Genomic DNA, 14808 nt, shown 5'->3' on the forward strand with positions numbered 1-14808 from the left:
CCTATGTGCGTTGTGAGCCCGCCGTCCTAGGCGCAATCTATGCTTAGCCAGCTTTCCAAAACTCATGCCCGACTTCGGCTTTTGCCGCTCGTGGCTGCTTCGCTGCCGCTACTTTCCGGTTGCGGTTTGGTTGTCCTTGAACCTGCCGGTGACGTTGCTCAGCAGCAGGGCGATCTGATCGTCCTGTCGACCATGCTGATGCTGTTGGTCATCGTGCCAGTGATGTTGCTTACCATTTATTTTGCTTGGCGTTATCGCCAGAAAAATAAGCAAGCGACCTATAAGCCCGATTGGGACCATTCAACACAGCTTGAATTGGTCATTTGGGCTGCTCCTTTGCTGATTATCATTTGCTTGGGTGCCGTGACTTGGGTCTCGACGCACTTGCTTGATCCTTATCGTCCGCTTGCGCGCACAGCGCCCGGCCAGCCGGTTGCGGAAGATGTGAAGCCTTTGGAAGTGAATGTCGTCGCGCTCGATTGGAAATGGTTGTTCATTTACCCCGAGCAAGGCGTTGCGACGGTGAACGAATTTGCGGCCCCAGTGGATCGTCCGATCCGTTTCCGCATTTCGGCTTCGTCGGTCATGAATAGCTTTTATATTCCGGCCCTTGCGGGTCAGGTTTATGCCATGCCTGGCATGGAAACAAAGCTGCATGGCGTATTCAACAAGACGGGCGAATTTGAAGGTTTCTCTGCCAACTATTCCGGCGCAGGTTTTTCCAACATGCGTTTTGCTGCCAAGAGCCTGTCTGCCGCTGATTTTGATCAGTGGGTGGCCAAGGTAAAAGGCGGTCAGGAAGGCACGCTGGACCGTATGGCCTATTTGAAGCTGGAAACGCCCAGCGAAAAAGAGCCTGCGCGCCACTTTGCTTCGGTTGAACCGAATATCTTTGATGCGATTGTGAACATGTGTGTCGAACCCGGCAAAATGTGTGCGCATGATATGATGTCCATCGACGCCAAGGGCGGCGCTGGCATTGCAGGCATCCAGAATGTTCGCGAAGTGACCTATGACAAGCTTGCCGCTCGCGGCACGGGCGATTTTGCCCGTTGGTCGGTTCGTTATGTTGCGGCGCTTTGCTCGTCGCCGCTGATGAGCACCAATGCTGGTCCAGATGCGACCCCCGTTAACCCTGCGCCGCTGAGCGGTGCGGGACTTCCGCGCCCTGATGCAGCACCGCAAAAAACCGCCCTAGCGGTACCGGCTGCTGTCACTGGCACGATCTCCTGAGACGATCGAGACTATCATGGCTTCTACCTTACCAACTGAAACACACCCAATATTGGGTAAGCTCTCTATGAGCGCGTTTCCACTCCATGAACCGATCGTGGTCGCTACCTTTGTAGCGGTCGTGCTCGGTGGACTTGGCGTGGTGGCGTTACTGACCAAGTTTAAACTTTGGGGTTATTTGTGGAAAGAGTGGTTCACCACTGTTGACCATAAACGCATCGGTATCATGTATATGATATTGGGCCTGATCATGTTTTTGCGCGGCTTTGCCGACGCGATCATGATGCGCATCCAACAAGCCATCGCCTTTAACGGGTCCGAAGGCTATTTGAACGCGCACCATTATGACCAGATTTTCACCGCCCATGGTGTGATCATGATCTTCTTTGTGGCGATGCCGTTCATCACAGGTTTGATGAACTATTTGGTGCCGCTTCAAATTGGCGCGCGTGACGTTAGCTTTCCTTTCCTGAATAACTTCAGCTTTTGGATGACCACGGCTGGTGCGGTTCTGGTGATGATTTCGCTGTTCGTCGGTGAATTTGCGCAGACCGGCTGGCTGGCTTATCCGCCGCTGTCGGGTTCAACCTATAGCCCCAATGTCGGCGTCGATTATTATATCTGGGCGCTGCAAATTGCCGGTGTTGGTACCACATTGTCGGGTATCAACCTGATCGTCACCATCCTGAAGCTGCGCGCTCCGGGTATGGGCTTGATGAAAATGCCAGTCTTCACCTGGACCAGCCTTTGCGCCAACGTCCTGATTGTCGCCTCTTTCCCCGTTCTGACGGCTGTGTTGGCCTTGCTGACGCTGGACCGTTATGTCGGCACCAACTTCTTTACCAATGATCTCGGCGGTTCGCCGATGATGTATATCAACCTGATCTGGATCTGGGGTCACCCAGAAGTTTACATCCTGATCTTGCCTTTGTTCGGCGTTTTCTCGGAAGTCGCTTCGACTTTCTCGGGCAAGCGTTTGTTCGGTTACACGTCGATGGTTTATGCGACCATCTGCATCACCATCCTGTCCTATTTGGTGTGGTTGCACCACTTCTTCACCATGGGTTCGGGTGCCAGCGTCAACAGCTTCTTTGGCATTGCGACGATGGTGATTTCGATCCCGACGGGCGCCAAATTGTTCAACTGGTTGTTCACCATGTATCGGGGCCGTATTCGTTACGAACTGCCGATGATGTGGACGATCGCGTTCATGCTGACCTTTGTTATCGGTGGTATGACCGGCGTGTTGCTGGCTGTTCCTCCGGCTGACTTTGTGCTGCATAACAGCCTGTTCCTGATTGCTCACTTCCATAATGTGATCATCGGCGGCGTGCTCTTTGGCTTGTTCGCGGCGATCAATTTCTGGTGGCCAAAAGCCTTTGGTTACAAGTTGGACGTGTTCTGGGGCAAAATCAGCTTCTGGTGCTGGGTTGTCGGTTTCTGGATGGCGTTCATGCCCTTGTATATCTTGGGTCTGATGGGCGTAACACGTCGTATGCGCGTGTTCGATGATCCAAGCTTGCAAATCTGGTTCGTGGTCGCCGGTATTGGCGCGGCGATTTTGGCCGTGGGCGTTGCTGCGATGCTTGTTCAGTTCGCTGTCAGCATCTGGCGCCGCAAGGAATTGCGCGATGAAACGGGTGATCCGTGGAATGGCCGCACGCTGGAATGGGCGACCAGTTCGCCGCCGCCAGATTATAACTTCGCCTTCACGCCCAACATCCGCGATCTGGATGCATGGCATGATATGAAGCAATCGGGCGCGCAGCGTCACACCAGCGGGTTCAAGGATATTCACATGCCCAGCAACACGGGCACAGGTATCATCCTGTCGGGTCTGTGCTTGGTGATGGGTTTCGCCTTGATCTGGCACATTTGGTGGCTTGCTGCTGGCAGCTTTGCGGCTGTGATCGCAGGGGCAATCTATCACACCTTCAACTATAAGCGTGATTTCTACATTTCCGCGACCACGGTCACGGAAACAGAAGATGCGCGGACCCGCCAATTGGCGGATGCTGCGGGAGCCTGATGATGACGACTGTTACTGCTGATCATAAGGCTGGGGACGGCACGTTCGACTTTTATCCAACAGAAGAACACCACCATCCCGAAGGCCACAGCACCATGTTGGGGTTCTGGATTTATCTGATGAGCGACTGTCTCATCTTTGCGATCCTTTTTGCCTGCTATGCGGTTCTCGGTGGCAATTATGCCGCCGGGCCCGCGCCCAAGGATTTGTTCGACCTGAATTTGATCGCGATCAACACCGCGATGCTGCTGTTCTCGTCGATCACCTATGGCTTTGCTTTGCTGCAAATGCAGAAGGGCAGTGTGAAGGGCACCCAGTTGTGGTTGGCTATCACCGGCTTGTTCGGTCTGGCCTTCCTCGCCATTGAAATTTACGAATTTCAGCATTTGATCCATTTGGGTGCGACGCCGCAGCGCAGCGCATTCTTGTCGGCCTTCTTTACGTTGGTTGGCACGCACGGCTTGCACGTGACCTTTGGCCTGATTTGGCTGGTGACGTTGCTGGTGCAGTTGAACAAGCATGGCCTGGTTGCGGCAAATAAGCGCCGCGTGATGTGCCTGTCGATGTTCTGGCACTTCTTGGACGTGATCTGGATCGGTGTGTTCACCGTTGTTTATCTGATGGGAGTGTTGCAGTGAGCCACGACACGCACCATGACGGTCACGGGCATAATGAAATCGAAATGCCCCACGCAACCATGCGTGATTATGTGATCGGCTTTATCTTGGCCGTTATTTTGACGGTCATTCCGTTCTGGCTGGTGATGAACCGCCCGCTGGAAACCGGACCGACGGTTGCAATCATTGCGATTTTTGCCGTGGTGCAAGTTGTGGTCCATATGGTCTACTTCCTGCATATGTCACCCAAGTCCGAGGGCGGCTGGTCGTTCACGACGCTGATCTTTACCTTGATCGTCGTTGTGATCATGCTGGCTGGTTCTTTGTGGGTGATGAGCCATTTGCATAGCAATATGATGCCAATGGCCCATGATGCGGCAGAACCTGCCGCCATAGGCCAAGTTATATGACTCTGCTGCGCCGCTTGGGACTTCCCCTTGCGGCGCTGCTCCTTGCCTTTGGCCTGATTGGACTGGGGGTGTGGCAGGTTCAGCGGTTGGCGTGGAAACAACATCTCATCGCCGCCGTTGACAGCCGAAAAGATGCAGCGCCCATAAGCGCCGCCGGCCCTGATCAATGGGCTACCCTTTCCCCCGAACAAGATGTTTATCGCCGTGTGACCGCCACCGGTGTCTTTCGGCACGACCAAAGTGTGCTGGTTCAAGCCGTCACCGAAAGGGGCGGCGGATTTTGGGTGATGACCCCGCTGGATATTGGCCGCTATCGGATTTTCATCAATCGTGGCTTTGTGCCGCCGGAAAAAGCCAAGCCTGCGTCGCGGGCGGAAGGCGACGTGACAGATACTGTCACCGTGACAGGCCTGATGCGCTTTAGCGAACCCAAGGGTGGTTTCTTGCGCGACAATGACCCCGCAGCAGACCGTTGGTTTTCGCGGGACATTGCGGCCATGGCCAAGGCCAAGGCTGTGACCCATGCCGCGCCTTATTTTATCGACGCCGATGCTACGCCCAATGCTGGCGGCTATCCGATTGGCGGCATGACGGTGGTGACATTCACCAACAATCATTTGGTATATGCGCTGACATGGTTTGGGCTGGCGGGCATCGCTTTCTTCTTTGCGTGGATGTTATGGCGCTCTCCGCGCCGACAGGATAATGTCCATAAATGACGCCGACTTTGCCCCTGACCCTCTCCTTACCCGAAGCCCATGCCGGACGGCGCAACATGCGCCTACTCATTCAGCTTCGTTGGTTGGCGGTTGGGGGGCAGTTGGTCACCATTGCTGTGGTGACAGGGGCGATGGGCGTGGGGCTGGTGTTGATGCCCTTGTTCATCGCCATTGCTTTGTTGATAACGGTCAATCTGGCCAGCCGCGTGTTGCTGCGGCGCGACCGTGTGGTGACGAATTTTGAATTAACCGGCGCCTTATTGTTCGATGTCGGGGCGCTGACGTGGCAATTGCAATATAGCGGCGGTTTGGCCAACCCCTTTGCCATGCTGTTTTTGATGCAGGTGGTGCTGGGGGCCATGCTGCTGACGCCGCGATCGGCGTGGATGATCTTTGCCTCGACCCTAGCGGCCTTGGCATTATTGACGTTGAACCCCGTCCCGTTGCAACTGCCGCCGCGCTATGTCCATGATCCCTTGTCGCTTTATTTGCTCGGCAGTTTGATCTGCTTTGTGGTCATCGCCTCTTTGCTGATTACCTTGGTGATGCAAATTAGCAAAAATTTGCGCGACCGTGACGAAGCTTTGGCGGGCGAACGTCAGCGCGCATCCGAAGAAGATCATATTGTGCGGCTGGGTCTGCTGGCATCGGGCGCGGCGCATGAATTGGGTACGCCCTTATCGACCCTGTCGGTGTTGATCCGTGATTGGAAAGATTTGCCGATAATCGAAGGGGATAGCGAGCTTCAGCAAGATTTGGCGGATATGGACATTGCGGTCAAACGCTGTAAGACCATCGTTAGCAGCATTTTAATGTCTGCTGGGGAAGCACGCGGAGAGGCAACCCAATTAACCACCATGCGGGCTTTTTTAGCCGAAGTGGTGGATGTGTCACGGGCAGGGCGACTGACGGGCACGTTGGAATTCGACGATCAATTTGGCGACGATGTGCCGATCGTATCCGATCTGGCCCTGCGTCAGGTTATTGGGAATGTGATGGACAATGCGGCAGAGGTGTCGCCTGATTGGATCAGACTGACAGCCTATCGGGAAGGGGCGATTGCGGTGATTGAAATCGCGGACAAAGGCCCCGGATTTAGCGAACGGATTATGAAGAATTTTGGCAAGCCTTATCACAGCACCAAGGGGCGTGATGGCGGCGGTTTGGGGTTGTTTTTGTTGGTGAATGTTCTGCGCAAATTGGGCGGTGAAGCCAGCGTCAGCAACCGCCCCGAAGGCGGGGCGTTGGTGCGAATTTTCTTGCCGATCAAGGCTTTGGCGCAAAAAGCGCAAATGCCTAGCAACCGAGGGATGGTATGACAGACAAGGAACAAAATGCCGTGTCTGATCAACAGCCATTGGGCGAGGATGTCGCGGACCAGCGTCATTTGCTGATTGTCGAGGATGATGTTGTTTTTTCCCGCACGCTGAAACGCTCCTTTGAACGGCGCGGCTATGTTGTGGCGGTGGCGCACAGCCCCGAAGAATTGACCGATGTGATGGCCCATTTTGTGCCCGATTATGCGGTGGTGGATTTGAAATTGGGCAGCGGGTCGGGCCTAGCCTGTGTGCAAACTTTGCGCGCCGCTGACGAAGATTTGAAAATCGTCGTGCTGACTGGATTTGCCAGCATCGCGACAGCGGTGGAGGCGATTAAGCTGGGCGCGTCCTATTATCTGGCCAAGCCGTCCAATACCGATGATATCGAAGCCGCCTTTGAACGATCAGAAGGCAACCCCGATGCGCCGCTGGATGGCCGCCAGTCGTCGATTAAAACGGTGGAGTGGGAACATATTCACCAGGTTTTGGTCGAAAGCGATTTCAATATTTCGGAGGCGGCGCGCCGTTTGGGTATGCACCGCCGGACCTTGGCCCGCAAATTGGAAAAGCGGCAGGTTCGCTGATTGTCCATCTGGAAATGGCGATGGTTCCATGGCGGCTTTAAATGGCTGCTATTGCCGTTTGCATAAATTCTAGTGAAAACATTGACAAGTTTCGGGATAGGAGAGGACGTCGGCGGCGCCCTAGGCTAAACCGACTTGGACCAATGGATAATATTAGGATTAGCAGTGATATGGCCAGACGTGCTTTGATCATACGTCATGTCCCGCACGAAGGGATTGCGGGCTATCGAGAGCCGATAGAGGCGGCGGGTTATCAGTTGGACCGCGTTGATGTGACGGACCCTGCCTTTGCGACCACCGATCTTAATCAGCCTGATCTGCTGATTATGATGGGTGGCCCCATGGGTGTATATGAGCAAGATCGTTATCCATGGATCGCCTGTCAGCTACGCCGTTTGGCGCGCCGACTGGATGCCGGCGCACCGACCTTGGGTGTGTGTTTTGGCGCCCAGATGATGGCGGCCGCCATGGGCGCGCGCGTCTATGCAGGGCCGGTCAAAGAAGTGGGTTTCCATGCCCTTCGCCATGTTAAAAATGGAACACCGCTGGACCATTTGACCGATGTGCCGATTTTGCATTGGCACGGCGATACATTTGATTTGCCCGATCAGGTGGAATTGCTGGCATCATCCGACGCCTATGAAAATCAGGCATTTCGGCGTGGTTCCAATATTTTGGCCCTGCAATTTCATGCCGAGATGGGGTTGGACCCGCGCTTTGATGAATGGTTGCGCCAATGGCCCGAAGCCCCGATGGAGGCAGGCCGCACGACGGCGCAAATGCGCGATGATCATGCGAGGCTGGGATACCAAGCTGTGGCCGCAGGGCGGCGTGTGGTCACGGACTGGCTGAGCGGTTTGCAGCATTAAGGATGGAAAAGTTGCGCGCCATAAGTCGTGCAACCCGTCCGTGTTTCGCGCCCTTTGTATAATTTTGTAACTTTGCAATTAAACGCCATAACCCTCTGGCGTTTAGGGGGCGGACTGATTACATGGGCCGCCACCAATCGAATCGCGCGCGTGGCCCCAAATAGCGGGGTCGATGCCGCCTGCACCAGAAAGTGGCCCAAATGGAAATCATCACCGGTTTAACCTTTGACGACGTGTTGCTGGTGCCTGGGCCGTCTGACATCATGCCGTCGGATGCCATTTTGTCGACTCAATTGACAAAGGGTATCAGCCTTAACATTCCGATTTTGTCATCGGCGATGGATACTGTGACCGAAGCCGATATGGCTATTTTGATGGCACAAATTGGCGGCATCGGTGTTCTTCACCGCAATATGACGCTGGATGAACAGGTTGCCGCCGTTCGTCAGGTCAAGCGCTTTGAAAGCGGGATGATTGTGAACCCCATCACCATCCGTCCCGATGCCCCCTTGTCCGAAGCGCGGGCGTTGATGTTGGCCAATGGTATTTCCGGTATTCCCGTGGTGGAAAATGGTGGCCGTTTGGTCGGCATTTTGACCAACCGCGATGTGCGCTTTGCCGCAAATCCCGATCAACCCGTGCGCGAATTGATGACGGCGGATAATTTGGCCACCGTTCGTCCGGGCGTGGACTTGGACGAAGCGCGCAAATTGCTGCATCAACGCCGGATTGAGAAATTGTTGGTGGTCGATGGCGACTATCGCTGCGTCGGGTTGATCACGGTCAAGGACATGGAAAAGGCCGTGACCTATCCCAACGCGACCAAGGATGATGTGGGCCGCTTGCGTGCAGCGGCGGCGACCAACACGGGCGACAGCGGCGTTGAGCGGGCGCAGGCGTTGTTGGACGCTGAATGCGACCTGATCGTCGTTGACACCGCCCATGGCCATAGCAAGGGCGTGGCGACCACCGTCGAACGCATCAAGAAGCTGTCCAGCAATGTTCAAGTGCTGGCTGGGAATGTCGCGACAGCAGATGCCACCAAGGCGCTGATCGACGCTGGCGCGGATGGCATTAAGGTGGGCATTGGCCCCGGTTCCATTTGCACCACGCGCATTGTGGCTGGTGTGGGCGTGCCGCAATTGACCGCGATTATGGACAGCGTGTCTGCCGCATCGCAATATGGCGTGCCGGTGATTGCCGATGGCGGTTTGCGCACATCGGGTGACATCGCCAAAGCATTGGCCGCGGGCGCCAGCAGCGTGATGGTCGGCAGCTTGTTGGCGGGCACCGAAGAAGCCCCTGGCGAAACCTTCTTGTTCCAAGGCCGGACTTATAAAAGCTATCGCGGCATGGGTAGCGTTGGCGCCATGGCGCGCGGCAGTGCGGACCGTTATTTCCAACAGGATATCAAGGACCAAATGAAATTGGTTCCCGAAGGCATCGAAGGGCAGGTTCCCTATAAAGGCCCCGCCAAGGATGTGATCCACCAGCTGGTTGGCGGCGTAAAGGCTGCCATGGGCTATACGGGAAGCCGCACCTTGAAGGATTTCAACGAGCGCGCCAAATTCGTGCGCATCACCAATGCGGGCCTGCGTGAAAGCCATGTGCATGATGTGGCAATTACCCGCGAAGCACCCAACTATCCCATCGGCTAAACCCGCCTGTGGTCAAAAATTGGCGGCGGGGACCATGACTATTTCGCGGCCCAAAACAGAAGCGAGATAAGAATATGACCCCCGCCGCACGTGTGCAGGCCGCGATTGAAATTTTGGATGCCATTGCATCCGCTGCCCGTGATGGCGGCGCACCGGCTGATGCCATTTTTGCCGAGGCGATGCGGGCCCGCCGCTATGCGGGGTCCAAGGATCGCCGCGCCATTCGTGCGCTGGTCTATGACGCGATACGTGCAGCGGCGGTGGCCCCCGTTTCTGGCCGTGCGGCGATGGTGTCGCTGGCCGATCAGGACGCCGATCTGGCGGCTTTGTTTGATGGCAGCCAATATGGCCCCGCTGCGATAGAGGCAGATGAACCCCGTGCAGCGGCGGGTGTTGCGGCCCCTTCGTTAATGGCCTTGTTCGATCCATTGATTGGCGCGGACGAATATGACGCGATGTTACAGCGCGCACCGGTCGATTTACGGCGCAATTTGCTGAGGGCTGATGCCCCAAATTTGGCGGATATTTTTGCTGATGGACAGCCGATAAAGGCGCTGGCGCAGGCATGGCGCTTGCCCCCCGAAAGCCCCGCCGTTCAGCACCCCGCCTATGCCAGCGGAGGCTTTGAGGTTCAGGACGCCGCTAGCCAATATAGCGCGGTGGCTTTGGATGCTGGGCCCGATATGCGCATTGTCGACCTGTGCGCAGGCGGCGGCGGAAAAACATTGGCCATTGCCGCCTTGACCCATGATCGCGCCCAAATTTTGGCGACCGATACGCACCGTGCGCGTTTGCAACAATTGCCGCCGCGCGCCGAACGGGCAGGGGCGACCAGCATCGAAACCCGCCTGCTGAACCCGCAATCGGAATTGGCGATGATGCCCGATTGGGTGGGCCAAGCGGACCGAGTATTTGTCGATGCCCCTTGTTCGGGCAGTGGGACATGGCGGCGCAGCCCCGAACTGCGTTGGCGTTTGACGCCAGCGCGTTTGCAGCGTCATTTGGACGATCAAGCGCGCTTGATGGACATTGGCGCAAAGCTGCTAGGCGCTGGCGGAAAAATGATTTACGCTGTTTGCTCTGTTATGGCTTGCGAGGGGCGGGATCAGGTGAGGAAGTTTTTGGCGCGCCACCCAAATTGGGTCGCCGAGCAAGAGTTTTTGCCTGATGGCATTGGCCGCAAGGCGGGCGATGGTTATGTTTTCACGCCCAAATATGACGAATGCGATGGCTTTTTCCTCGCTCGTCTATCTGCCCCGTGATAGGTTGAGCCTCTGATGAACCGACGGGAGAATGTGATGCGTGTCAGCTTTCTGGCTTTGAGTGCCGGTTTGATTTTGGCGAGTTTGCCGACCGTATCCACTGCCCGCGCCGATTCCGACATTTTGCCGCACAGCCTGACCTTGATGAAGCAAGGCCAGCAGGCCCAAAGTGCCGCCAATTTGAACGGTGCCATTGATTATTATGAAGCCGCTTTGGTGGCGGATCCGCGCAATCGTTCGGCCCTGATTGCGCTGGCACAAATTGCCCGCTCTCAGGGTCTGCCAGGCAAAGCCATTGGCTTGTACCGCGAAGCCTTGACGCTGGAGCCCAATGATGTGGTCGCTTTGGCTGGTCAGGGGCAGGCATTGGCCGATAAGGGCGCGCTGGAACGGGCGCGAGAACGTCTGGCCGATGTGCAGCGCCTATGTGCGTCACCATGCGCCGAGGTGGCGGGTCTGGAGCGGTCCATTGCTGCGGGTGCAAGCCGGCAAATGGCGACGGCCGAAGGGACACCGGCTGCGTCCGCCGTCACCGCGCCAATCCCCCCGATTAGCCGCAATTAATATAGCGCCTTATCCGCGACAATGATGGATCATGCGTTGGCCGCCTGATGGCGCGCCAAGGCTGTGCCATGCGGCGCGTCGGGGATGTTGGGGGAGAGGTTGGGCGCAGTTTGTGCGCGGCAATATCTGTCTGTTCCGCTGATTACGCCGAGGCGCTGAGAGCGCGGGCGAGGGCCACCCATTCGGCAACACTGACCGTTTCTGCGCGGCGTGTGGGGTCAATGCCCAAAGCCTCGCACGCGTCGATTGCGCCATCCATACCCTTCAGGCTTTGGCGCAGCATTTTGCGGCGTTGACCAAAGCCCTTTTCCGTCAATCGTGACAAAATACGGGGGTTGACGCCAGCGGGTTCGTCGGCGGGGGTCAGATGGACAATCGCCGACATGACCTTGGGCGGCGGGGTGAAGGCCGAACGATGGACCTTCATGGCGATTTTGACGTTGCAGCGCCATTGGGCCAGCACGGCCAAACGGCCATAAGCGTTGCTACCGACAGGGGCGACAATACGCTCCGCCACTTCTTGTTGGAACATCAGGGTTAGCGATTTCCACTGCGGCGGCCATGCGGCGGGTTCCAGCCAGCGGGTGAACAGCAAGGTGCCGACATTATAGGGCAGGTTGGCGATGATATGATAAGGACGCCCACCTGTGACGGCATTGACGTCAATATTCAGTGCGTCGTCGGCAAGGACCTGTAATTTATTCGGAAAAGCGTCAGATAGTTCGGCCAACAAGGGCATGGCGCGGTCGTCGCGTTCCACGGCGATCACCTGTGCCCCTGCGCGCAAGCAAGCGCGGGTCAGGCCGCCGGGGCCGGGGCCCACCTCAAACACCAGCTCCTCATCCAAATTGCCGGGGATCGCCGCGATGCGGTCCAGCAATTGTTCGTCGAACAGGAAGTTTTGCCCCAGCGCCTTGCTGGCCGACAGGCCATGGGCTTTGACGGCTTCGCGCAAGGGGGGCAGCGGGTGGAGGGGCTGGGTCGGCACAAACAGACTTTATATGATAGAGGATAAGGGGGCAGCGAACAGCATTGGCTTAGCGTGAGTTCGCAAGGCTTTGTTCGCGCGCATCGGCCAGTTTGGCCGCCATGCGAATGGCGGAAATGGTGGGCAGCGGGTCTGCAATGCCTTGACCCGCGATGTTAAAGGCCGTGCCATGGTCGGGGGATGTGCGGATGATCGGCAGGCCCAAGGTCAAATTCACCCCATCATGGAAATGCAGCGCCTTGAACGGTGCCAAGGCTTGATCATGATAGGCACAGAGCAAAGCGTCATATTGCGTGCGAATAGCGGGGGAGAACATGGCGTCCGCCGCCAATGGCCCATCAATGGACAATCCCTCGTCCCGCAATTGGTCAATGGCGGGCTGAATAACCCGCATTTCCTCGTCGCCCAAACGGCCGCTTTCGCCCGCGTGTGGGTTGAGGCCTGCCACCGCCAGACGCGGATGTTCGATACCGAAATCTCGCACCAATCCGCGCGCCACCACGCGGGCACGGGCGATGATCAGTTCCGTCGTCAAACGTTCTGGCACTTCGGACAAGGCTATGTGGATGGTCAGTGGCACGACGCGCAAGCTGGGGCCAGCCAGCATCATCACGGCATTATGTGCCGATACGCCGCAACGCTCTGCGATAAATTCGGTTTGGCCGGGGTGCGTATAGCCAATGCCTTGTAAGGCATGTTTGGATACGGGGCCCGTCACCAAGGCCGAACTGGCCCCTGTGCGGGTCAAGCCAATGGCGGTTTCCAGCGCCAACAGCGCGCTGCCCGCGCCCGCTGGCGAGGGGATGCCCGACGTGATTGGACCAGCGTCGCCCAAATGCCAAACGGGCAGGGCGGATTGGAAGGCCACGCAGGCGGCGTCCATGTCGGTAATGCGCGCCGTCGGGCCATCCCAAACTTGTTCAATGGCGGCGGCATCGCCAATGGCGACAAACAATGGCATATTATGCGCCGCGCGCTGTTCCCATGCGCGGGCGATGACCTCTGGTCCGACGCCCGCCGGGTCCCCCAAGGAAACCGCAATCGGGCGTTTCAGGCAATCACTCATTCGCTATATTCGATCACAGCATCGCGGCGAAGGTCGCGCAAATAACGCTGAGCGCGCTTGTTGACTTTCCCCTCGAGCAGGCGGTTTTCAATTTCCTGAAGGTCGGGCGCTGTTGCGGAATTGGGTAGGTCGCGGCCACATAGCACCAAGACGCTAATGCCTTCGCTGACCGAGCCAAAGGGCTGGGTCGTCTGGCCGATTTGCAATTCCTGCAAGGTCGCCTGCAATGGCGGTGGCAGGGCGCGCATGGCGATATTGTCGCGCGACACAATGGACGCACCTAGTTTGGCGGCGACATCATCGGCGGCGCCGCAACCGGCAATCGCACGGGTGGCTTCGGCAAATTGCGATGCCAAGGTGGTGGCGCGGGATTCGGTGGTTCCGGCTGGGAATTCCAACGAAATTTGCTTCAGGCTAAGCACCGCATCGCGAATATCGGCGGTCAACACCTGACGGCGGTCGATCATCAACATGATAGAAATGCCGCCCGGCACCTCGACAGGGCCGACCAACTGGCCGGGCTGCATTTGATTGGCAGCGTCAGCCATGCTGGCAGGCAATTGGCCGGATTTCACCCAGCCCAAGTCACCGCCAACAACCGCCGTCGATGCTTGTGAATATTGACGGGCATAGGCAGCAAAGCTGCCACCCTTTTGCAGGGATTCCATGATTTGGCGGGCGGTTTGCAGAACGGTCTGCGCATTTTCAGGGGTTGCCGCCAAATAGATTTCACCCAAGTGAAATTCATTCTGACCCTTGGCGTCATTCATCCGATTGGCTTCGGAGGTGACTTCTTCGGTCGACACGTTGGTGGTCGATTGAATGTTGCGCGACAATAAACGGTCCCATGCCACTTCGCCGCGAATTTGCTGTTTCACGGACTCAGCCGATGAACCGCGGGATTGCAAATATTCGCTAAATTTGTCGGGGGCCATGCGAAAACGGGTCGCCAGACGGGCAAATTGCTCGTTGACCAGATTTTCGTCGATACTGATGTCCGAAGCGCGGGCTTCTTGAATTTGCAGCTTTTCGTCGATCAGGTTGCTGAACACCTGTTGACGCAGGCGCTGCACTTCGTCGGCGGGCAATTCCATATCGCTGTTGGCGATACGGATCAGGGCCATACGATGTTCAATATCAGTCGCAGTGATGATTTCGCCATTCACGGTCGCGGACGGGCGATAGACATTTGGGTTCGCGGCGCCGAACACTTTCCCATCCTTGGGAATAGCCAGCCCGCTCGACGGCATATCGTTATCGCTGACCGTCTGGGCAATGGCCGGAACGGCGATTGCAACAGCGAGCAGGCTGATCATGGTCGAAAATTTGTTCATCACTACCCTATTCGTGAAAATCCGGTTTGCTTCGTATCAGCGGATTGGCCCAATGGTCCAGCGCAAACCGCTGCATATTGGAAATGCGGGGCGGTATATTGCGCCTCATGGCCTATTTTCGCTGAACAGAGGCTGAGCGATCATGGCGATGCGTGG

Annotated in this window: 14 protein-coding genes; 11 read left to right on the forward strand and 3 right to left on the reverse strand. The window is 56.8% G+C overall.

What is annotated here, in order from left to right:
• The first annotated feature begins 39 nt into the window (after positions 1-39).
• From cyoA to LKO31_RS12785, 11 genes are all read left to right on the forward strand, one after another.
• Positions 40-1233, forward strand: a complete 1194-nt coding sequence (gene cyoA / locus LKO31_RS12735; protein WP_227690937.1) for a ubiquinol oxidase subunit II — start codon at positions 40-42, stop codon at positions 1231-1233.
• A gap of 16 nt (positions 1234-1249) precedes the next feature.
• Positions 1250-3262: a cytochrome o ubiquinol oxidase subunit I gene (gene cyoB / locus LKO31_RS12740; protein ID WP_227690938.1), complete on the forward strand. Its 2013-nt coding sequence runs from the start codon at positions 1250-1252 to the stop codon at positions 3260-3262.
• Positions 3262-3900, forward strand: coding sequence for a cytochrome o ubiquinol oxidase subunit III (cyoC, locus tag LKO31_RS12745; RefSeq protein ID WP_407699284.1), 639 nt, complete (start codon positions 3262-3264; stop codon positions 3898-3900). The genes cyoB and cyoC overlap by 1 nt, the downstream gene beginning before the upstream one ends.
• The gene (cyoD, locus tag LKO31_RS12750; protein WP_227690939.1) at positions 3897-4289 is read left to right on the forward strand and encodes a cytochrome o ubiquinol oxidase subunit IV; all 393 of its coding nucleotides are present in this window, start codon (positions 3897-3899) and stop codon (positions 4287-4289) included. Before cyoC ends, cyoD begins: the two co-directional genes overlap by 4 nt.
• The gene (locus LKO31_RS12755; RefSeq protein WP_227690940.1) at positions 4286-5008 is read left to right on the forward strand and encodes an SURF1 family protein; all 723 of its coding nucleotides are present in this window, start codon (positions 4286-4288) and stop codon (positions 5006-5008) included. The genes cyoD and LKO31_RS12755 overlap by 4 nt, the downstream gene beginning before the upstream one ends.
• Positions 5005-6327, forward strand: coding sequence for an ATP-binding protein (locus LKO31_RS12760; RefSeq protein ID WP_227690941.1), 1323 nt, complete (start codon positions 5005-5007; stop codon positions 6325-6327). Before LKO31_RS12755 ends, LKO31_RS12760 begins: the two co-directional genes overlap by 4 nt.
• Positions 6324-6911: a response regulator transcription factor gene (locus tag LKO31_RS12765; protein ID WP_227690942.1), complete on the forward strand. Its 588-nt coding sequence runs from the start codon at positions 6324-6326 to the stop codon at positions 6909-6911. The genes LKO31_RS12760 and LKO31_RS12765 overlap by 4 nt, the downstream gene beginning before the upstream one ends.
• A gap of 170 nt (positions 6912-7081) precedes the next feature.
• Entirely contained in the window at positions 7082-7780 is a 699-nt protein-coding gene (locus LKO31_RS12770) for a glutamine amidotransferase (protein WP_227690943.1), read from the forward strand.
• A 200-nt stretch (positions 7781-7980) separates the two neighbouring features.
• Positions 7981-9438 carry an IMP dehydrogenase gene (gene guaB, locus LKO31_RS12775; RefSeq protein WP_227690944.1) on the forward strand — a complete coding sequence of 486 codons (1458 nt, stop codon included), beginning with the start codon at positions 7981-7983 and terminating at the stop codon, positions 9436-9438.
• 74 nt (positions 9439-9512) lie between these two features.
• Positions 9513-10700: an RsmB/NOP family class I SAM-dependent RNA methyltransferase gene (locus LKO31_RS12780; protein ID WP_227690945.1), complete on the forward strand. Its 1188-nt coding sequence runs from the start codon at positions 9513-9515 to the stop codon at positions 10698-10700.
• Positions 10701-10736: 36 nt separating this feature from the next.
• Complete coding sequence (locus tag LKO31_RS12785) at positions 10737-11264, forward strand: tetratricopeptide repeat protein (protein ID WP_227690946.1); 528 nt, start codon at positions 10737-10739, stop codon at positions 11262-11264.
• Positions 11265-11406: 142 nt separating this feature from the next.
• Here LKO31_RS12785 and rsmA read toward each other — a convergent pair whose 3' ends face one another.
• Genes rsmA through LKO31_RS12800 form a run of 3 tightly spaced genes read right to left on the reverse strand, consistent with a single transcriptional unit; the run spans position 11407 to position 14652 of the window.
• Positions 11407-12252, reverse strand: a complete 846-nt coding sequence (gene rsmA, locus LKO31_RS12790) for a 16S rRNA (adenine(1518)-N(6)/adenine(1519)-N(6))-dimethyltransferase RsmA (RefSeq protein WP_227690947.1) — start codon at positions 12250-12252, stop codon at positions 11407-11409.
• Positions 12253-12301: 49 nt separating this feature from the next.
• Positions 12302-13318 (reverse strand): 4-hydroxythreonine-4-phosphate dehydrogenase PdxA, encoded by a 1017-nt coding sequence (gene pdxA, locus LKO31_RS12795; protein WP_227690948.1) that lies wholly within the window; start codon positions 13316-13318, stop codon positions 12302-12304.
• Positions 13315-14652, reverse strand: a complete 1338-nt coding sequence (locus LKO31_RS12800) for a peptidylprolyl isomerase (protein WP_227690949.1) — start codon at positions 14650-14652, stop codon at positions 13315-13317. Before LKO31_RS12800 ends, pdxA begins: the two co-directional genes overlap by 4 nt.
• Between the last annotated feature and the right edge of the window lie 156 nt (positions 14653-14808).

This window comes from Sphingopyxis yananensis (assembly GCF_020687785.1).
GTDB classification, from domain to species: Bacteria; Pseudomonadota; Alphaproteobacteria; order Sphingomonadales; family Sphingomonadaceae; genus Sphingopyxis; species Sphingopyxis yananensis.